Origin of the sequence: Thalassobius sp. MITS945101 (genome assembly GCF_047123305.1) — a bacterium.
Classification (GTDB): Bacteria; Pseudomonadota; Alphaproteobacteria; order Rhodobacterales; family Rhodobacteraceae; genus Thalassobius.
The window spans coordinates 1864414-1882414 of record NZ_CP138918.1; the positions used below are offsets into that span (position 1 = coordinate 1864414).

Genomic DNA, 18001 nt, shown 5'->3' on the forward strand with positions numbered 1-18001 from the left:
CCAGTGTTATTCCCTACCACAACGGCTTCCTGACGTGGCAGGCAGACTGAATGGAGCACTTTTCATGACAAGACAAAACTATATCTTCACTTCCGAGTCGGTATCGGAAGGTCATCCGGACAAGGTTTGCGACCGCATTTCCGATGCCGTTCTGGATGCTTTCCTGGCAGAGGAACCCGAAGCCCGCGTTGCGGCTGAGACCTTTGCGACCACCAACCGCGTTGTGATCGGCGGCGAAGTTGGCCTTTCGGATCAGAACAAACTGGAAGAATACATGGGCAAGGTTGACGCCATCGCCCGTGATTGCATCAAAGACATTGGATACGAGCAGGATAAATTTCACCACGAAACCGTGGAAGTTACCAACCTGCTGCACGAACAATCCGCGCATATCGCACAGGGTGTTGACGCCGCTGCCGACAAAGACGAAGGCGCGGGAGACCAAGGTATCATGTTTGGTTACGCAACCACTGAAACGCCCGAACTGATGCCGGCGCCGATCCAGTACAGCCACGCGATCCTGCGGCGACTGGCCGAAGTGCGCAAATCCGGCGCAGAGCCGACCCTGCGTCCCGATGCGAAGTCGCAGATCTCTGTGAAATATGTGGACGGCAAGCCGGTTGGCGTGACCTCCATTGTTCTGTCGACCCAGCACGCTGACGAAAGCCAAAGCAGCGATGACATCCGTGCCATCGTTGAGCCCTATATCCGTCAGACCCTGCCCGAAGGCTGGATCCAGCCGGACACCGCATGGCACGTGAACCCAACCGGCAAGTTTGTCATCGGTGGCCCAGACGGCGATGCTGGCCTGACCGGTCGTAAGATCATCGTAGACACTTACGGTGGCGCAGCGCCGCACGGCGGCGGGGCCTTCTCGGGCAAAGACCCAACCAAGGTGGACCGTTCGGCGGCTTACGCCGCCCGCTATCTGGCGAAAAACGTTGTGGCTGCCGGGCTGGCCGAACGCTGCACAATCCAGCTGAGCTACGCTATTGGTGTCTCGCATCCGCTGTCGATCTATGCCGACCTGCACGGCACCGGTGAGGTTGACCCAGCCGAGATTGAAGCGGCGATCCCCAAGGTGATGGACCTGACGCCGCGCGGCATCCGGACCCATCTGGGTCTGAACCGCCCGATCTATGCGCGCACTGCCGCCTACGGCCACTTCGGCCGCACCCCAAGCGCGGACGGTGGCTTTAGCTGGGAGCGTGACGATCTGGTTGAACAGCTGAAGAAAGAGGTTGGTAAAACCGCTTTTGCACCGGCTTAAGTTCTGACCGGACCTAGGACTGAGAAGGGGGCGCCGGCGCCCCCTTTTTTATTGCGTGTGTGTCACCCCAGCTCCTAAGGTGCCCTGTGCAATGGGATTTTAAGGAGGGTGTTGAATGCGGGTTTCAACGGTTGCGGCGTTTGGCTTTGCTGTGAATGCCGGGCTATCGGGGACGGCCTGGGCCGACAAACTCTCGGTTGAAGGCGACGTGCTGATCTATGACACGAACCTTGCTGCCCTTTCTCAGGATCAGGAAATTCTTGCGACGGACCTGCCCCGGTTCAAAACGCTCCTGCGGGAAAACCCCGACATAAAAACTCTGCGTCTGAATTCCCCCGGAGGAATTGTCTGGGTGGGCGAAGAAATGGCCCATATCGTCGAAGATTATGAGTTGGACACGGTTGCGGGCGGCGAATGTAGCAGCACCTGCGTATTGGTGTTTCTTGCGGGGCAAGAACGGCAAATGACGCGCGGCTCCAAGATCGGGTTTCATCAGACCAACTGGAACCCGTCCTCGGTCGAGAGCTATTACAACAACCGCAAGGACGACAACGGCTGGCAAACGCCGTTCGATTTTGACTCTTGGATGTATCAGGACACCCAGACCGAGGTGTATCTGGGTCTGACCAATCTGGTGGAACGTGGCGTCGACGCCGCCTTTGCGATTGAGACGATCCGGTCCAACGTGGATGTCTGGTTCCCCTCACGCAAAGAGCTGGTGGCGGCAGGTGTCCTGAGAGACGCGCCTTAAACCGACAGCTTCCCCAACGGCAGGCTTTGGTCTGCGCACCCTTCCATGCCATCTTGCTTTCCGCGAATAGGGAGGATTTGCAATGTTGCTTGAGGTGGGGCTGCCGCTGTCGCTGGCGTTCATCATGTTTTCACTGGGCTTTGGCCTGACCTTTGCGGATTTTGCGCGGGTCCTGACCATGCCGCGCGCTGTGGTGGCTGGGGTAGCTTTGCAGGTTTTGGCAATCCCGGCGGTGGCCTATCTGATGTTGATGGTCTTTGATCTGCCCCCGGCGCTGGCTTTTGGGGTGATGATCCTGTCGTTCTGCCCCGGCGGCGTAACCTCGAACATTCTGACCAAACTTGGCGGCGGCTCGGTGGCGCTCTCGATCACATTGACGGCGGTGGTGAGCCTTCTGTCCGTGCTGACGGTGCCTGCGCTGGTGGGCTGGGCCGGCGTCACATTCCTTGGCGCGGCCGCGCCCGAGATTGATGTGCTGTCGATCGGGCTGACAATGTTTGCCATCACAGCCGTTCCTGTGCTGATCGGGCTATTTTCCCGGCGCCAGTCCGGTGGCAAAGCGGCGCGGGCAGAGAAGGTGATTTCCCTCCTGGCGATGGTGCTGTTCCTGCTGATCGTGGTGGCCGCAATTGCCACCAACTGGGCGTTGATTGTGGAAAACATCGGCACGCTTGGCCCTGTTCTGGTGGCCATCAATGTGGTGTTGCTGGTGCTGGGCGTTGCGGTGGCACGCGGGCTGGGGCTGAGCGGGGGTGAGGGGATCTGCATCTCGGTTGAGATGGGGGTGCAGAACGCCACGCTGGGGATCACCGTTGCCGGTCTGGTGGCACAGACAGCAGGACTGCCGGAATATGCTCTGCCGTCGGCTCTCTATGGGATTACCATGTATCTGGTGACCATTCCGGGCCTCTTTGTCCTGCGGGCGCTGTTTGCCAAAGCCTAAGCGCGCTCAGGCGGCGCAATCGGGCAGGGGGACTTGACCCCTGCCGCGCTCTGCGGCAAAGGCTCGGAGCAATCAACCGCGCAAGAGACCGTACGAGATCATGGCAGACCAATCCAGCGACAAGCACCCTTCCGGCGCCCCATGGCGCAACTTCTACGGCCGCTTCAAAGGCAAGGGTCTGCGCGACAGCCAGCAGAAGTATCTGGATGAGGATCTGGCCGCCCTGTCGCCCGGCGCGGTGGGTTGGGAAGAAAACCCTGACCGGAGCGCGCTGGATCTGGCAGAGATGTTCCCGGGCAAGGATGTCTGGCTGGAGGTCGGCTTTGGCGGTGGCGAACACATGGTGCATCAGGCCGCCAGCAACCGCGACGTGGGGATCATTGGCTGTGAGCCATACATCAACGGGGTCGCCATGCTGCTGGGCAAGATCCGCGATGCCGAGGTCGACAACGTCAAGGTACACCCCGGTGACGCGCGCGACATGATGGATGTGCTGCCGGCGCAATCGATCAGCAAGGCCTTCCTGCTGTATCCTGACCCCTGGCCGAAGAAGCGCCATCACCGTCGCCGCTTTGTGACGCAGGAACATCTGCAGCCCTTGGCAGAGGTGCTGAAACCGGGTGCGATCTTCCGTGTGGCAACCGACATTCCCGACTATGTCCGCCAAACCCTGCAAGAGGTGCCGAAGGCCGGGTTTGAATGGCTGGCCGAGGGCCCGACCGATTGGCGCGAGCCTTGGGGGGACTGGATTTCCACCCGCTATGAGCAGAAAGCCCTGCGCGAAGGCCGGACGCCACATTATCTGACCTTCCGTCGGCTGTAAGCGGTCGATTTTTGAGTATTTTGGGCAAGATGAAAGGCAGAGGCGGCGCTTCTGCCTTTTGTCGTTTCGGCTGATATGGACGGCCCTCAGGGTTTGCGCTATCAGGCTTTGGAAGCATGAGGAGAGCACAAATGTCCGGCCACGGCACCCCGATCCCGATGTCATCGCATAAATGCGGCCCCCTGAAGGGTGAGGCCCATGTGCCCGGCGACAAGTCCATCAGCCACCGGTCGCTGATTTTTGGCGCGATGGCGGTTGGTGAGACCGTGATCACCGGGTTGCTGGAAGGCGAAGATGTGCTGGACACCGCCAAGGCGATGCAGGCTTTCGGTGCTGAGGTGATCCGGGATGAGGATGGTACCTGGCACGTGCATGGCGTGGGCGTTGGCGGTTTTGCCGAGCCAGACAATGTGATCGACTGCGGCAACTCGGGGACCGGTGTGCGCCTGATTATGGGCGCGATGGCAAGTTCGAACATCACGGCAACCTTTACCGGCGATGCCTCGCTGAACTCGCGCCCGATGGCGCGGGTCACGGATCCGATTGCGCATTTTGGCGCCACCTCCGTTGGTCGCTCTGGTGGGCGTTTGCCGATGACCATTGTCGGCGCCGCAGATCCGGTGCCGGTGCGCTACACAACACCGATGCCTTCGGCGCAGGTGAAATCCGCGGTTTTGCTGGCGGGTCTGAATGCGCCTGGGGAAACCGTTGTGATTGAGAAAGAAGCCACCCGCGACCATACTGAACGGATGTTGACCGGTTTTGGCGCTGAGATCACCTCGGTCGACACCGAGGAGGGCCGGGTGATCACCCTGAAAGGCCGTCCCGAGTTGAAGCCGCAGACCATTGTGGTGCCGCGGGATCCGTCCTCTGCTGCCTTCCCAGTCTGTGCGGCGCTGATCGTTGAAGGCTCGGATGTGCTGGTGCCAAACATCGGGTTGAACCCCACCCGCGCTGGTCTGTTTGAGACCCTGCGCGACATGGGGGCGGATCTGACCTATGAGAACCTGCGTGAAGAAGGTGGCGAACCTGTTGCCGATCTGCGCGCCAAGTTTTCCCCTAACCTGAAGGGCATCGAGGTGCCGCCCGCGCGCGCAGCCAGCATGATTGATGAATATCCGGTGCTGTCTGTTGTGGCCTCTTTCGCAGAGGGCGACACGGTGATGCGCGGGGTGAAAGAGCTGCGGGTGAAGGAGTCGGATCGGATTGAGGCAATGGCCTCGGGTCTGCGCCTGAACGGTGTTGAGGTTGAGGATGGCGATGATTGGTGGATTGTCAAAGGCCGTGGCCATGGCAACGTGCCGGGCGGGGCGACCTGTGTCAGCCATCTGGATCACCGGATTGCCATGAGTTTCATGGTGATGGGCATGGCCACCGAGGCGCCCGTCAGCGTCGATGATGGCAGTCCAATTGCCACTTCGTTCCCGATTTTTGAGGGGCTGATGGGCGGCCTTGGCGCGGATCTGCGGCGCGATTGATTTGTGATCGGGCGGGGCGGCTCAGGTCAGCTCTGCCCCTTTCCCACGCAGGTCGGTGTAGACCTCTTCCAGTTTCTTGGGATCGATTGTGGCAATGCCGTTGGTCAACAGGGTGACGCCGTAACCCCGGCCCAAGGCGGCCTGAGTGGTCTTGTTAACGCAATGGATGCCGTCGAGACCCGCGATGGTCAAATGGCCGACGCCCATTTCGCCCAACACATGCGTCAACTCCCCGGTTTTGAAACCATCCTGAATGGGTTTCACCACTTCGCGGTCCGCCATACCCGCAAACGGTGCGGCCAGTTCCAGACCTTCGCCACCCGCCAGGGCTTTGCCGCCCATAAACACCCGGGCCAGCACACGGGTGCTGGGGATCGACCACTCCTGACGCAGGGCGATCACAGGATGACCTGCCGCTTTGGCCTCGGCCACGGCTTGCCCCACAGCGGCCTCGACAAGGGCGCGGGTGTCGGCGTCATAAAGTTTTTCCTCCCAGAAACAGCTCTGCAGATCGACCAGCAGCAGTGCTTTGCCGTCACGCGGGGGGATGCGTTCGCCTTGGGTGACCTGGCCGATCACGTTTGAGACGTAGTTCAGCCAGAAACATCCGATGGCGACGAGGGCGGGGAGGATCCAGATCATGAAGAAGGGCCTTGATTGTAAGAGTGGAAGCGGGCGTGCAGCTCTTGCATCACCTTGAGAGCGATTTCAACGTCTTGCGATGGCAGATCTCCGGCGATCTCTGTCAGCAGGGCATGTTCCTGCGCAGTGACTGTGTCGATCAGGATGCGCCCAGCCTCGGTCAAGGTGATAAGGGCCGAGCGGGCGTGGCGCGGGTTTGGGCGTTTCTCAACCAGCCCCGCGGCCAGCGTCTCGTTGACCATGACCTGAACATATTGCCGTTGGATGTGCAGTGCCTCGGCCAGCGCCGGCACCGGCAGCGGGCCTTGGTGTGACAGGATTTCCATCACAGCGCGTTGTCGAACGGTCAGGCCAGAGCTGGCAAGGCCGTGTTCCACGGCGGCTTCGACCTCTTGCATGAGAGGGCGTGTCATCCAGGCGAGGGTGTAGAGGCTTGCGATCATGACATGTGTAATGTCATATTGACATGTAAATTGTCAACTGTCGTGGCAAGAAACCACCTTGAGGCGGCGCAGGCGGTGCAGTACCCCTTGGACAAAAGGGAGAGCAGCACAATGGCATTCACCATCGCAATTGACGGCCCTGCCGCCGCGGGCAAAGGCACAATTTCCAAAGCAGTTGCGGCGCATTTTGGGTTTGCCCATCTCGACACCGGGCTGCTGTATCGGGCTGTCGGTGCCAAGACCCTTGCGGGTGTTGAGGCCATCGCCGCCGCCAAAGCCTTGGTCGCCGAAGATCTTGAGGCCGAAGATCTGCGCACGCCAGAAGTGGCGCAGGCTGCCAGCAAAGTGGCGGTGATCCCTGAGGTGCGCTCCGCGCTGGTTGATTTTCAGAAAGCCTTCGCCCGGCGTGCCGGTGGCGCGGTTCTGGACGGGCGCGACATTGGCACGGTTATCTGTCCCGATGCCGAAGCCAAATTATTCGTAACCGCCAGCGCCGAGGTGCGGGCAGAGCGGCGGTTCAAGGAGCTGCAGGGCAAAGGCGGCGATCAGGGCTATGAGGAGGTTCTGGCCGACGTCAAAGAGCGTGATAAACGCGATCGCGAGCGGGCGACCGCGCCGTTGAAACCAGCGGCTGATGCGGTCCAGATCGACACCTCGGAGATGTCGATTGAGGCCGCCGTTCAGGCTGCCATCGCAGCGATTGAGGCGCGCCGGGGCTGAGGATGCGCCGCTCTGACGTATAGGTTTTGCCTAAATTCACTTTTTGACGTGGGGCGCAGGCGGCTGGCCCCTTGTTTCTGTGTGGAGGCCGCCTAGATTGCGGGCTTGATTCTGCGCGGGTGCGCGCTTCCTCAAGAAACTGGGCCAAGACCAAGATGCTGAACAAACAACTGAAGTGGCGCTACGCGACCAAGAAGATGGATCCTGCGAAAACCGTGCCGGAAGCGAAGGTTGAGGCGATTCTGGAAGCGATTGAGCTGACGCCGACTTCCAGCGGATTGCAGCCCTACGAGGTTCTGGTTGTGACCGACCCAAAGTTGCGCGCCGAGATCAAGGATGTCGCCTGGGGACAAGAGCAGATTGTCGATGGCTCCCATGTTCTGGCCTTTGCCGTATGGGACAACTACACCGAAGCGCGGGTGGATGAGGTTGTCGAGCAAATGGCGGCAGAACGCGGCGGGCGAACTGCGGCGATGGACGCTTACTACAGCAACCTTAAAAACAGCTATCTGCCACGTGATGCCGAAGAAAACTACGAACACGCCGCACGACAGGCCTATATCGCATTGGGGTTTGCCCTGGCTGCTGCGGCAATGGAAGAGGTCGACAGCACCCCGATGGAAGGGTTCGACCCCAAGGCGGTGGATGAGATCCTTGGCTTGAAAGAGCGCGGCCTGCGCTCGGTACTATTGCTGCCGCTGGGCTATCGTGCGGCCGAAGGCGATTGGCTGGCCGACATGAAGAAAGTCCGCCGTCCACGCGACCGATTTGTGCGCAAGGTTTAGCGCACATCTGCTGATAGCTTTTGTCTGGTCGCCCTGTTCAGGTTGCGGCCAGCTTTTCGTAAAGTGCCATGTGGGCGGCGACGAACGGAGCTGTTGTGTAGTTCGCCTCAAAATCGCGGCGGGCTTGGGCGCCACATTCCGCGGCAAAAATTTGATCTTTCGCAAGACGTCGCATTAAGGCAATCGCCGGCGCCATGTTTTTCAGGTCAAAGACCTGGCCGCTTTTGCCGTCTTGGATGACCTCGGCTGCAGAGCCGGTACGACTGGAAACCGCGGGGCGTCCTCCGGCAAGCGTCTCCAGCAATGACACCGAGGCCTGCTCATCGCGCGAAGTGGACAAAACGCAGTCGCTCGCCCCCGCGAAGCGATCCATATCTTCTTGTAGTCCCATCAAATGGACGCGGGTTTTCATTTTGGCCTTAGCAATGGCTGACTTCAGCTTGGCGCTTTCTTTGCGGTCTTCAGGTCCAACAACGAGCAGATGTGCGTCAACGCCTTGATCTACCAGAGCCTTCAGCATGGGAATGGCCGCGCTTTGGTTTTTCCGGTGGCAGATACTGCCGATCATCAGAATTAGAAACTTGTCCTTTGGCAGGTCCAAGGCATCGCGCAATTCATCCATTGCACAGTGGGGGTGAACTTGGAGGAAAGTCGCCTCCATGGCGTTTGGTATGACGCTCATTCGATCGGCGCGGCCGAGATGAGTCTTCTGATACCAAGACCGCGTGTAATCCGATGGCGCAATAATCCAGTCATGTTTGCGCCAATGTAAGTGCAGAATACGGGCATGTGCCGTTGCGATGCCTGCCAATTGGCCCGGTACCCGCACGCAACCATTGAACCGATCCGCGCTGGTGCCGTGGCTGTGCAGGCACAGGGCATTCCAATCCAGCAATTCAGAGCGCACGCGGTTGATCTCAGATTTGTTCAGCATGCGGACGCCAATGTCCACGGGGCGGAGTTCGACGTTCGCGGGGTAGTCCTGTGCCTCAAACCAAGCATTTTCGTGATGGTAGAGCCGGACATTGTGCCCGCCGTTTGCAAGGCCGCGTGCAAGAATGTCGACCATTTTTGCCGCGCCGTTCAGTCCGCCATGGCTGCTAATCAATCCGATGTTGCCCAAGATTTCGATTCCTTGCCCTAGCGTTGCACCAACACGCTGTATGATTTTGGATGTAACGGCGAGTGGCTCTACTATTTATCGTTGCTTTCTGCCATCCAAATATAGGGTTTGCCGTATTTCTCAAACGGCGCGCCCTGCTGCTGGAAGCCGAAGCTCTGGTAAAATCCGACGGCGCCTTCACGGGCGTGCAGGGTGATCTGTTTGCCTTGTGTCGCGACGTCGTTCAGGGCCGCCTTCATCAGCGCTGATCCCAGCCCTTTGCCCTGCATTGCTGGCAGGGTGGCGAATTTGCGCAACTGTACGGTTTCCCCTTCGTCGAACAGGCTGAGTACAGTGCAGAGCTTGCCCTCCACGAATCCCCCCAAGTGGGTTGCGTGATCATCCCCATCGACCCGGCAGAAATCGGCGGGTTTGTCGGGCCAGAGGACCCTGTGGCGGACAACCAGCGCCTCTGCGGTGGATATTTCACGGATTTCGACCATTCTGCCCCTTATTTCTAAGGCGCGTCTCGGCCTTTTCTGTTGTGCGGCCCTTGCCATGAAGCCGAAAAAAACTTATACGCGCGTCAGTCTTGTGACCGTCAAGAGTCGCGGATGAGGTGAGTAGGGTTTGAGGATACCTCAGGCCCTTCTTCTTTGTTTGTGTGTGACCTCACGCTTCGGCTTCGATGTAGCGGCGCAAGATAACATGAAACCAAGACCTGCGGAGACAACCGTTGGCCAGTTAAATCGACTTGTAAAGGATTGATACGCCAGATGGCTATGACTTCGATGGAAGAGTTTGAAGCACTCTTGAACGAAAGCTTCGAAATGGACACCCCGACCGAGGGTTCCGTTGTTAAAGGCAAGGTAATCGCAATTGAAGCGGGCCAGGCCATTATCGACGTTGGCTACAAGATGGAAGGCCGCGTTGAACTGAAAGAATTCGCAAACCCCGGTGAAGCTCCTGAAATCGCTGTTGGCGACGAAGTAGAAGTTTACCTGCGCGCGGCTGAAAATGCCCGTGGCGAAGCTGTTATCTCGCGTGAGATGGCCCGCCGCGAAGAAGCCTGGGATCGCCTGGAAAAAGCATACGCAGACGAGCAGCGCGTCGACGGCGCGATCTTCGGCCGCGTCAAAGGCGGCTTCACCGTCGATCTGGGCGGTGCTGTTGCATTCCTGCCCGGCTCGCAGGTTGACGTACGTCCCGTACGTGACGCTGGCCCGCTGATGGGTCTGAAGCAGCCGTTCCAGATCCTGAAAATGGACCGTCGTCGTGGCAACATCGTTGTTTCGCGTCGCGCCATTCTGGAAGAGTCGCGTGCCGAACAGCGTGCCGAAGTTATCGGTAAGCTGGCAGAAGGTGACGCGGTTGACGGTGTTGTTAAGAACATCACCGAATACGGTGCCTTTGTTGACCTGGGCGGCGTAGACGGCCTGCTGCACGTCACCGACATGGCATGGCGTCGTGTGAACCACCCGTCCGAGATCCTGACCATCGGCGAAACCGTCAAGGTTCAGGTGATCAAGATCAACAAAGAAACCCACCGCATCAGCCTCGGCATGAAACAGCTGCAGGAAGATCCATGGGATCTGGTTGGCGCCAAGTACCCGCTGGAAACCGTCCACAAAGGCCGCGTGACCAACATCACCGATTACGGTGCATTTGTTGAGCTGGAGCCGGGCGTTGAAGGTCTGGTTCACGTGTCCGAAATGTCCTGGACCAAGAAAAACGTACACCCCGGCAAGATCGTTTCGACCTCGCAGGAAGTGGACGTCATGGTTCTGGAAATCGACGCCGGCAAGCGCCGCGTGTCGCTGGGCCTCAAGCAGACCATGCGCAACCCGTGGGAAGTCTTCTCGGAAACGCACCCCGAGGGCACCGAAGTCGAAGGCGAAGTCAAGAACATCACCGAATTCGGTCTGTTCATCGGCCTGCCAGGCGAAATCGACGGCATGGTTCACCTGTCCGACCTGTCCTGGGACGAGCGTGGCGAAGATGCGATTCAGAACTACCGCAAAGGCGACATGGTTTCGGCCGTTGTCTCCGAAGTGGACGTCGAGAAAGAGCGTATCTCGCTGTCGATCAAAGCCCTGGGTGGCGACAAGTTCGCTGAAGCAACCGGCGGCGTGAAGCGCGGCTCGATCGTAACCGTTGAGGTTACCGCGATCGAAGACGGTGGCATCGAAGTCGAATACGAAGGCATGAAGTCCTTCATCCGTCGTTCGGACCTGTCGCGTGACCGTGCAGAGCAGCGCCCTGAGCGTTTCTCGGTTGGTGACAAGGTAGACGTTCGTGTGACCAACGTTGACAGCAAGACCCGTCGTCTGGGCCTGTCGATCAAAGCACGCGAGATCGCCGAAGAGAAAGAAGCCGTAGAACAGTACGGTTCCTCGGACTCCGGCGCGTCGCTGGGCGACATCCTTGGCGCAGCGCTGAAAGGCGGCGACGAGTAAGTCCTTTCGCCGCTTAGGCGAGATTGAAAAACGAACCCCCGCAACCCAAACCGGTTGCGGGGGTTTTTCTTTGTCTGGGCGTCGCGGACAGGTGCGAATTCCGCATGGGAAAGGGAAGGCGAATCAACGACTTCCGAAATCGGTGCTAGGGCTTCAAACCGGGACCCACGGCTACCATTGACCTTGAATACAAGTCCAATTGCACGTTCTGGTGGAATATCATGTGCGAAATCTTGCCATTTGCCGCAAAGGCATGTTTCCGTGGCGCTTGTTTCTTTCTATAGTTCAACTAATTGCGCTGATATTGGCCAAAGCATTTTGCCGGGGGAGTATTTGCCGATGATCCGATCGGAACTGATCCAGAAGATCGCAGACGAAAACCCACATCTGTTTCAAAGAGATGTAGAAAAGATCGTGAATACGATCTTCGATGAGATTACCGGTGCGATGGCACAGGGTGATCGGGTGGAGCTGCGTGGTTTCGGCGCGTTCTCCGTCAAGAAACGAGATGCTAGAGTGGGCCGTAACCCGCGCACCGGGGAATCGGTTGAGGTTGAAGAGAAGCACGTGCCTTTCTTCAAGACCGGCAAGCTGCTGCGCGATCGACTAAACGGAAAGTAAATCGCTCATGCGCTACATTCGCTATGCCTTCCTTGCCTCTCTGGGGGCTGTTTTGGTGTCGGTGGCCCTCGCCAATCGCGGGGCCGTGACACTCTCTTTGTTGCCGGAAACCCTGGCCAGCCTCACCGGGTTGAGCTACTCGATTGATTTGCCGCTGTTTGTGGTGATCTTCGGGGCGATCATTGCCGGTTTGCTGATCGGTTTTGTCTGGGAATGGCTGCGCGAACACAAGCACCGTGCCGAAGCTGCCCGCAAAGCGCAGGAAGTACATGACCTGAACCGCCAGCTGAAACGTGAGAAACGGCGCGCGGACACTGCGGAACAGAAGGACGAGGTGCTCGCCCTTCTGGACGAGGCCTCCTGAGGTCATGCCACAGGACAGTAAGGTCAAGATCTGCGGTCTCCGAGAGGCCGCACATGTTGAACTGGCAGGCCGCCTTGGGGCGGCCTATGTCGGTTTTGTGTTCTTCCCGAAATCACCTAGGGCCGTCACGGTGGATGAGGCCCGTGAACTGGCCTGGGCCGCACCGGTCGGGTTGGCCAAGGTGGCGCTTGTGGTCAACGCCGACGATGCGCTGATGGATTCGATCAATGACAGGGTTGCCATCGATATGTGGCAGCTGCACGGCTCGGAAAGCCCCGAACGGGTGGCCGAGGTCAAAGCCCGCTACGGGCTGCCGGTGATGAAGGCGGTTGGCATTGCAGATGCGGCCGACGTTGAGCAAATCGACGTCTATTCCCGTGTGGCAGATCAATTGCTGATCGACGCCAAGGCCCCAAAGGGTGCCGCACTGCCGGGCGGCAATGGGTTGGCCTTCGACTGGAAACTGGTGAACCGCAAATACTGGTCGGTGCCGTGGATGCTGGCCGGAGGGTTGACGCCTGAAAATGTTGGCCGTGCGCAGAACCTGACAGGTGCGCGGCAGGTTGACGTCAGCTCGGGTGTGGAAAGCGCGCCCGGGGTGAAAGATCCCGCCCTGATGGAAGCTTTCATTCAGGGCGCCTTGGCATGAGCCTGACCATCCGTGCGGCCACCCGTGCGGATGTGCCCTTTGTGGTGGCGCTTTTGCGCGATGATATTCTGGGACAAGACCGCGAAGTTCAGGCGCTGGACGCCTACTATGCCGCCTTTGACGCAATGCAGCGGGAAGGCAGCAACACACTCTATGTGGCCGAGATTGAGGCCCGGATCGTCGCGACCTATCAGCTGACCTTTATCTCTGGCCTGTCGCTGACGGCGGCACGGCGTGCCATGATCGAAAGCGTGCGGGTGGCGGCAGATCTGCGCAGGCAGGGGATTGGGGCCAAGCTGTTTCGAGACGCCGAGGTGCGTGCCCGCGCCGCCGGATGCAGCCTGTTGCAGCTGACCACATACAAGACCCGCAAAGACGCCCATCGTTTCTATGACCGGCTGGGATATGTGGACAGCCATGTGGGCTATAAGAAACCGCTCACCTGAGGCCTCTGTGGCGTTTTGAGTATTTTTGGCAAGATGAAATGGCCACCCCTTGCCATGCCCTGCGATCAGGTTAACTTGCCACCTTCCAAAGCTTGTTCCTGCTGTTGCAAAACAGGCTGGTAAAACCACGCACCGCGCCCTATGCACATGGGGATACAGACTTTCTGACCTGAGGAGCAGCCGATGGCCAACGACCTTTTCAACAGCTTCATGACCGGTCCCGACGAAAAGGGCCGTTTTGGGGACTTTGGTGGACGTTTTGTTTCTGAAACCCTTATGCCGCTGATCCTTTCGCTGGAAGAAGAGTATGAGAAGGCCAAGGACGATCCCAGTTTCTGGGAAGAGATGAACTATCTTTGGCAGCACTACGTGGGCCGCCCCTCGCCGCTTTATTTTGCCGAAGGGATGACGGAACGCCTTGGGGGGGCAAAAATCTACCTGAAGCGGGATGAGCTGAACCACACCGGCGCGCATAAGGTGAACAATGTGCTGGGCCAGATCCTGCTGGCGCGTCGCATGGGCAAGACCCGGATCATCGCCGAGACCGGCGCTGGTCAGCACGGGGTGGCAACTGCGACCGTCTGCGCCAAGTTTGGGCTGAAATGTGTGGTCTATATGGGCGCCCATGATGTCGCCCGTCAAAAGCCGAACGTTTTCCGCATGAAACTGCTGGGCGCCGAGGTGATCGCTGTGGAATCCGGCCGTGGCACGTTGAAGGACGCCATGAATGACGCGCTGCGTGATTGGGTGACCAATGTGCATGACACGTTCTACTGCATCGGCACCGCAGCAGGCCCGCACCCCTATCCGGCGATGGTACGCGACTTCCAGTCGATCATCGGCAAGGAAGTCCGCTGGCAGCTGGCCGAGCAGGAAGGCGAGGGCCGCTTGCCCGATACCGTGATTGCGGCCATCGGTGGCGGATCCAATGCGATTGGCCTGTTCCACCCGTTCCTCGATGATAAAGAGGTCAACATCATCGGGGTTGAGGCCGGCGGCAAAGGTGTGAACGACGACATGGAGCACTGCGCCTCATTGACCGGCGGCCGCCCGGGCGTGCTGCATGGCAACCGCACTTTCCTGTTGCAGGATGACGACGGCCAGATCCTGGACGGCTATTCGATCTCGGCCGGCCTTGATTATCCCGGCATCGGGCCGGAACACAGCTGGTTGCACCAGATTGGACGCGCGGAATACGTCTCGATCACCGATAAGGAAGCGCTGAAGGCATTCCAGTTCTCCTGTGAAAGCGAAGGCATCATCCCTGCGTTGGAACCCTGTCATGCCCTTGCCCATGTGATGAAGATCGCAAGTGACCTGCCCAAGGACCATATCATCGTGATGAACATGTGTGGCCGCGGTGACAAGGATATCTTCACCGTCGCCCGCCATCTTGGGGTTGATCTTTCGGGACTTGAGGGACGCGATTCCGACTGACCCAAAGCAGATAGTCACTTAAAGGGCGTGTCACGGACGCGCCCTTTTTCGTTCTGAGGCCCCTGTTGCCCAATGTGCTTTCGGCTGGAATAGTTGTGGCAACGATATTGGGAGACACCAAATGAAACGGACCGCTTTTGCACTGACCCTCGCGGCACTGCCCTTTGCAGCGACCACCGTGCAGGCTGAAGAGGACGACAGCGCCTTTGTGGAGGCCAATGTCATCGGGATCTTTTATCACGAGCTGGCCCATGCCCTGATCGATATCGAAGAGGTGCCGATTTTTGGTCAGGAGGAAGACGCGGCAGATGTGTTCTCGATCCTGATGATCCATGCGCTGTTCGAGGAGGATGTGGCGCAGGAACTGGCCTATGAGGCGGCCTGGGGTTTCATCGGAGAAGCACAGATGCGCGAAGGCGGCACCGATGACATCGCCTGGTGGGATACACATGGGCCGGACGAACAGCGCTTTTACAACACGATTTGCATTTTCTACGGGGCCAATCCGGAGGCCCGAGCGGATTTTGCCGCTGAATTTGAACTGCCCGAAGAGCGGGCCGACTATTGTCCAATTGAATATGAACAGGCCGAAGGCAGCTGGGGCGCAGTGCTGGATGAGCTGGCAGAACGTGGCGGCGGCGACAGCATTCAGTTCCAGGGCACTCCGGACAGTTTCAGCGGTGAAGTGATCGCGGCGGAAGTGGCGGCGCTGAACGAGCAGATCACCCTCTCCGCGCCGCTGACGGTGGTTGAAGAAAGCTGTGGCGAAGCAAATGCATTTTACGATCCAGAAACGCGCGAGGTGATTTTCTGTTCAGAGTTCGAAGAGCATCTTGTTGAAATGGAAGGGCAATTATAGATCGCGCCCTTCTGACGCGCTGTGATAACGCGCTGAAAACAAACGTATAAACCTGAGTTTATGGAGATAACCCTGCGTTCAATAGCGCGGGGTTTAATCTTTGGGTCAATATCTTTCGGCAGGGTGTCTAGGTCAGTTGGGCGGCATCGGCGCAATGCAGGTTTGCGCCACCATCTAGAATGAGGAACCTACCGATGAAACGTATTCTGATTACCTCCACCGCTCTGGTTGTTGGCATGGCCGTACAGGCACAGGCGCAGGCCAGCGACTTTGTGCAGGCGGTTATCGATCACTTTACCCGCGAAGGCTACAGCGAGGTTGAGGTGAGCTCGGACGGGACCGTGGTAACTGTCGAGGCGCTGCGCGACGGCTTTGTGATTGAAACCGTATACGACGCAACCACGGGCGACGTCTTGTCTCATGAAGTTGATGAAGTGGATGAGGAGGACGAAGAGGAAGAAGAGGAGGAGGAAGAAGACGAAGAGGATGACGATGAAGAAGATGACGACGATGAAGAAGATGATGACGAAGAAGATGATGGCGAAGAAGATGATGGCGAAGAAGATGACGTAGAAGAAGACGGCGAAGAAGAAGACGACGAAGAGGAAGACGAAGCAGACGACGAAGAAGACGACGGCGAAGAAGATGATGGTGAAGAAGGCGACGAAGAAGATGGCGAAGAAGATTGATCAGGCGCGGGTACTCACGGAACTGATCCCCTGATCAATGAGACGGTTTTGCGATCTCCGGGGGGAGTGGTAAAACCGTCGGGACCGGAGGGTCCCCAAGGTCGGCCTCTTTTCGGGGCCGACCTCAGCAAAGGACAAAGCAATGAAACACAGCCTAACATTAGCACTGGTTTTTTCTGCGATGGCGTGTGCCGCGTCCGCGGAGACTTTGGTGGACCAAGTTACCGAACAATTGGCGTCGCAGGGCTATTCCGAGATTACGGTGAGCAAAACCTGGCTTGGGCGGGTCCGCATCGAGGCCAGCGGTGGCACGGCCTCTCGTGAAATCATCATCAATCCGCGGACCGGTGAAATTCTGCGCGACTATTGGGAAGATGAAGACGGCGAAGGCCTAGGGCTGCTGGCGACACGGCGCGGCGGCACCTCCGGAGAAGAAGATGAGGCGGGCGAAGACGGCGTCGAAGAAGATGACGAAGCTGACGAAGAAGACGACGCGCCTGAAGACGACGAAGAAGCGGATGAGGAAGAGGACGACGAAGAGGACGATGACGAAGAGGACGATGAGGGAGAGGAAGATGACTGATCTTTCGTGGCTTCATCGCCTAGTCAGCGGCTTTGATTACGGGAGCATTTTGTGAAATCTCACCTCCCTCTAATTCTTCTTGTGCTGCTGCAGGCCGTCTGTGCAGTGTTTTTTGTCACCGATATTCTGGCCACCATCATTGGTGTTCGGGCGGCGCCGATCAGTTGGCAGACCCGCGAGTTGCTGGAAGTTGGTGCCGCGCTTGGCCTGATCCTCGGCGTTGCGCTGGGTTGGATCGCCTATCGCCGCTCGATGCAACGGACGCAGGCCGCAGAACAGAGCCTTAAGCGGATGCAGGGCGCCTTTCAGGACCATCTGGAAAGCCGATTCCGTCAATGGCGTCTGACACCGGCAGAACATGAAGTGGCGCTGTTTTCGCTAAAAGGTTTCAGCGTTGATGAAATCGCCGCTCTGCGCCAGACCTCCCCGGGCACGGTGAAGGCGCAGAGCAATGCAATTTACCGCAAAGCGGGTGTAGGCAGCCGTGCGCAGCTGTTGAGTCTGTTTATTGAGGATCTGATGGAGGAGGAGCCCGCCGAGGCCTCAGACGATCAGTCCGCAGCGTAGGCTTCCAGGATTTCCAGCGGCACCACATCCAGCGCGCTTTGATGGGTGGATGCCAGACGCACCATTGGCGCGCATTCCTCGGCGTGGGCCTGTAGGAAACGGCTGGCACAGAGGCACCATTGGTCGCCTGCCTTGAGACCGGGAAAACGAAACTCGGGCCGGGGTGTGGACAGGTCATTGCCGAGGTATTTGGAGAAGGCCAGAAACTCTTCGGTCATGACGGCGCAGACGGTGTGAGAGCCCTGATCCTCGGCGCAGCTGTTGCAATGACCGTCGCGGAAGAAACCGGTGACGGGGTCTTGTGAACATGCCTGCAGAGGTGCGCCATAAACGTTAACTGATGGAAACGGTTTGATCATGGCGGGCCTCCGGC

At 58.6% G+C, this 18001-nt stretch carries 22 protein-coding genes and 1 riboswitch; of the genes, 17 read left to right on the forward strand and 5 right to left on the reverse strand.

The genetic code is table 11. The annotated features are described in order from the left end of the window. Window positions 1-10: 10 nt before the first annotated feature. A riboswitch (SAM-SAH riboswitch) is annotated at window positions 11-58 on the forward strand. A 6-nt stretch (window positions 59-64) separates the two neighbouring features. The 5 genes from metK to aroA all read left to right on the forward strand — a co-directional run bounded on the left by metK (window position 65) and on the right by aroA (window position 5265). Beyond that, entirely contained in the window at window positions 65-1270 is a 1206-nt protein-coding gene (metK, locus tag SIC14_RS09430) for a methionine adenosyltransferase (RefSeq protein WP_412565572.1), read from the forward strand. Between the two features lie 115 nt (window positions 1271-1385). Beyond that, the gene (locus tag SIC14_RS09435; protein WP_412565573.1) at window positions 1386-2021 is read left to right on the forward strand and encodes a hypothetical protein; all 636 of its coding nucleotides are present in this window, start codon (window positions 1386-1388) and stop codon (window positions 2019-2021) included. A gap of 82 nt (window positions 2022-2103) precedes the next feature. Next, on the forward strand, window positions 2104-2964 hold the full coding sequence (locus SIC14_RS09440) for a bile acid:sodium symporter family protein (RefSeq protein ID WP_412565574.1): 861 nt from the start codon (window positions 2104-2106) through the stop codon (window positions 2962-2964). A gap of 100 nt (window positions 2965-3064) precedes the next feature. Beyond that, the gene (gene trmB, locus SIC14_RS09445) at window positions 3065-3787 is read left to right on the forward strand and encodes a tRNA (guanine(46)-N(7))-methyltransferase TrmB (protein ID WP_412565575.1); all 723 of its coding nucleotides are present in this window, start codon (window positions 3065-3067) and stop codon (window positions 3785-3787) included. Between the two features lie 131 nt (window positions 3788-3918). Beyond that, window positions 3919-5265, forward strand: a complete 1347-nt coding sequence (gene aroA, locus SIC14_RS09450; protein WP_412565576.1) for a 3-phosphoshikimate 1-carboxyvinyltransferase — start codon at window positions 3919-3921, stop codon at window positions 5263-5265. Window positions 5266-5286: 21 nt separating this feature from the next. On the opposite strand, the gene SIC14_RS09455 is transcribed toward aroA, so the two are convergent. Continuing rightward, window positions 5287-5907 carry a cysteine hydrolase family protein gene (locus SIC14_RS09455; RefSeq protein WP_412565577.1) on the reverse strand — a complete coding sequence of 207 codons (621 nt, stop codon included), beginning with the start codon at window positions 5905-5907 and terminating at the stop codon, window positions 5287-5289. After that, entirely contained in the window at window positions 5904-6350 is a 447-nt protein-coding gene (locus SIC14_RS09460) for a MarR family winged helix-turn-helix transcriptional regulator (protein WP_412565578.1), read from the reverse strand. Before SIC14_RS09460 ends, SIC14_RS09455 begins: the two co-directional genes overlap by 4 nt. A gap of 111 nt (window positions 6351-6461) precedes the next feature. Here SIC14_RS09460 and cmk point away from each other — a divergent pair, with 111 nt between their 5' ends. Both cmk and SIC14_RS09470 read left to right on the forward strand, forming a co-directional pair. Next, window positions 6462-7070 carry a (d)CMP kinase gene (gene cmk / locus SIC14_RS09465; protein WP_412565579.1) on the forward strand — a complete coding sequence of 203 codons (609 nt, stop codon included), beginning with the start codon at window positions 6462-6464 and terminating at the stop codon, window positions 7068-7070. Window positions 7071-7225: 155 nt separating this feature from the next. Further along, complete coding sequence (locus tag SIC14_RS09470; protein WP_412565580.1) at window positions 7226-7855, forward strand: nitroreductase family protein; 630 nt, start codon at window positions 7226-7228, stop codon at window positions 7853-7855. A gap of 37 nt (window positions 7856-7892) precedes the next feature. Here the strand turns inward: SIC14_RS09470 and SIC14_RS09475 are convergent, their stop codons facing one another. Together SIC14_RS09475 and SIC14_RS09480 are read right to left on the reverse strand one after the other, a co-directional pair. Next, window positions 7893-8978: a glycosyltransferase family 4 protein gene (locus SIC14_RS09475; RefSeq protein ID WP_412565581.1), complete on the reverse strand. Its 1086-nt coding sequence runs from the start codon at window positions 8976-8978 to the stop codon at window positions 7893-7895. 71 nt (window positions 8979-9049) lie between these two features. Next, window positions 9050-9460 (reverse strand): GNAT family N-acetyltransferase, encoded by a 411-nt coding sequence (locus tag SIC14_RS09480; RefSeq protein WP_412565582.1) that lies wholly within the window; start codon window positions 9458-9460, stop codon window positions 9050-9052. Window positions 9461-9733: 273 nt separating this feature from the next. Between SIC14_RS09480 and rpsA the strand changes: the two genes are divergently transcribed. The 10 genes from rpsA (at window position 9734) to SIC14_RS09530 (ending at window position 17628) form a co-directional block, all read left to right on the forward strand. Next, entirely contained in the window at window positions 9734-11413 is a 1680-nt protein-coding gene (gene rpsA / locus SIC14_RS09485) for a 30S ribosomal protein S1 (RefSeq protein WP_412565583.1), read from the forward strand. Between the two features lie 339 nt (window positions 11414-11752). Then, a complete protein-coding gene (gene ihfB, locus SIC14_RS09490; protein WP_412565584.1) occupies window positions 11753-12034 on the forward strand; it encodes an integration host factor subunit beta in 282 nt (93 codons plus the stop codon). Window positions 12035-12041: 7 nt separating this feature from the next. After that, window positions 12042-12398 (forward strand): lipopolysaccharide assembly protein LapA domain-containing protein, encoded by a 357-nt coding sequence (locus SIC14_RS09495; protein WP_412565585.1) that lies wholly within the window; start codon window positions 12042-12044, stop codon window positions 12396-12398. 4 nt (window positions 12399-12402) lie between these two features. Further along, the gene (locus SIC14_RS09500; RefSeq protein WP_412565586.1) at window positions 12403-13047 is read left to right on the forward strand and encodes a phosphoribosylanthranilate isomerase; all 645 of its coding nucleotides are present in this window, start codon (window positions 12403-12405) and stop codon (window positions 13045-13047) included. Further along, a complete protein-coding gene (locus SIC14_RS09505) occupies window positions 13044-13493 on the forward strand; it encodes an N-acetyltransferase family protein (RefSeq protein ID WP_412565587.1) in 450 nt (149 codons plus the stop codon). Before SIC14_RS09500 ends, SIC14_RS09505 begins: the two co-directional genes overlap by 4 nt. A 183-nt stretch (window positions 13494-13676) precedes the next feature. After that, complete coding sequence (gene trpB, locus SIC14_RS09510; protein WP_412565588.1) at window positions 13677-14930, forward strand: tryptophan synthase subunit beta; 1254 nt, start codon at window positions 13677-13679, stop codon at window positions 14928-14930. A gap of 121 nt (window positions 14931-15051) precedes the next feature. Then, on the forward strand, window positions 15052-15789 hold the full coding sequence (locus tag SIC14_RS09515) for a DUF4344 domain-containing metallopeptidase (RefSeq protein WP_412565589.1): 738 nt from the start codon (window positions 15052-15054) through the stop codon (window positions 15787-15789). 194 nt (window positions 15790-15983) lie between these two features. Then, on the forward strand, window positions 15984-16478 hold the full coding sequence (locus SIC14_RS09520; RefSeq protein WP_412565590.1) for a hypothetical protein: 495 nt from the start codon (window positions 15984-15986) through the stop codon (window positions 16476-16478). Window positions 16479-16689: 211 nt separating this feature from the next. Then, window positions 16690-17061, forward strand: coding sequence for a hypothetical protein (locus SIC14_RS09525; protein ID WP_412565591.1), 372 nt, complete (start codon window positions 16690-16692; stop codon window positions 17059-17061). Between the two features lie 51 nt (window positions 17062-17112). Continuing rightward, the gene (locus tag SIC14_RS09530) at window positions 17113-17628 is read left to right on the forward strand and encodes a helix-turn-helix transcriptional regulator (protein ID WP_412565592.1); all 516 of its coding nucleotides are present in this window, start codon (window positions 17113-17115) and stop codon (window positions 17626-17628) included. Here the strand turns inward: SIC14_RS09530 and SIC14_RS09535 are convergent. Next, window positions 17613-17987 carry a DUF2237 family protein gene (locus tag SIC14_RS09535; RefSeq protein WP_412565593.1) on the reverse strand — a complete coding sequence of 125 codons (375 nt, stop codon included), beginning with the start codon at window positions 17985-17987 and terminating at the stop codon, window positions 17613-17615. The genes SIC14_RS09530 and SIC14_RS09535 overlap by 16 nt on opposite strands. Window positions 17988-18001: the final 14 nt, after the last annotated feature.

Bases quoted from the DNA above. Each gene is read 5' to 3' on its own strand.
- aroA (WP_412565576.1), top strand. From the start codon at position 3,919: ATGTCCGGCCACGGCACCCCGATCCCGATGTCATCGCATAAATGCGGC.
- SIC14_RS09505 (WP_412565587.1), top strand. From the start codon at position 13,044: ATGAGCCTGACCATCCGTGCGGCCACCCGTGCGGATGTGCCCTTTGTG.
- ihfB (WP_412565584.1), top strand. From the start codon at position 11,753: ATGATCCGATCGGAACTGATCCAGAAGATCGCAGACGAAAACCCACAT.
- SIC14_RS09480 (WP_412565582.1), bottom strand. From the start codon at position 9,460: ATGGTCGAAATCCGTGAAATATCCACCGCAGAGGCGCTGGTTGTCCGC.
- SIC14_RS09500 (WP_412565586.1), top strand. From the start codon at position 12,403: ATGCCACAGGACAGTAAGGTCAAGATCTGCGGTCTCCGAGAGGCCGCA.
- trpB (WP_412565588.1), top strand. From the start codon at position 13,677: ATGGCCAACGACCTTTTCAACAGCTTCATGACCGGTCCCGACGAAAAG.
- SIC14_RS09455 (WP_412565577.1), bottom strand. From the start codon at position 5,907: ATGATCTGGATCCTCCCCGCCCTCGTCGCCATCGGATGTTTCTGGCTG.
- SIC14_RS09535 (WP_412565593.1), bottom strand. From the start codon at position 17,987: ATGATCAAACCGTTTCCATCAGTTAACGTTTATGGCGCACCTCTGCAG.
- SIC14_RS09515 (WP_412565589.1), top strand. From the start codon at position 15,052: ATGAAACGGACCGCTTTTGCACTGACCCTCGCGGCACTGCCCTTTGCA.
- SIC14_RS09520 (WP_412565590.1), top strand. From the start codon at position 15,984: ATGAAACGTATTCTGATTACCTCCACCGCTCTGGTTGTTGGCATGGCC.
- rpsA (WP_412565583.1), top strand. From the start codon at position 9,734: ATGGCTATGACTTCGATGGAAGAGTTTGAAGCACTCTTGAACGAAAGC.
- SIC14_RS09460 (WP_412565578.1), bottom strand. From the start codon at position 6,350: ATGATCGCAAGCCTCTACACCCTCGCCTGGATGACACGCCCTCTCATG.
- SIC14_RS09440 (WP_412565574.1), top strand. From the start codon at position 2,104: ATGTTGCTTGAGGTGGGGCTGCCGCTGTCGCTGGCGTTCATCATGTTT.
- metK (WP_412565572.1), top strand. From the start codon at position 65: ATGACAAGACAAAACTATATCTTCACTTCCGAGTCGGTATCGGAAGGT.
- SIC14_RS09495 (WP_412565585.1), top strand. From the start codon at position 12,042: ATGCGCTACATTCGCTATGCCTTCCTTGCCTCTCTGGGGGCTGTTTTG.
- cmk (WP_412565579.1), top strand. From the start codon at position 6,462: ATGGCATTCACCATCGCAATTGACGGCCCTGCCGCCGCGGGCAAAGGC.
- SIC14_RS09435 (WP_412565573.1), top strand. From the start codon at position 1,386: ATGCGGGTTTCAACGGTTGCGGCGTTTGGCTTTGCTGTGAATGCCGGG.
- SIC14_RS09470 (WP_412565580.1), top strand. From the start codon at position 7,226: ATGCTGAACAAACAACTGAAGTGGCGCTACGCGACCAAGAAGATGGAT.
- trmB (WP_412565575.1), top strand. From the start codon at position 3,065: ATGGCAGACCAATCCAGCGACAAGCACCCTTCCGGCGCCCCATGGCGC.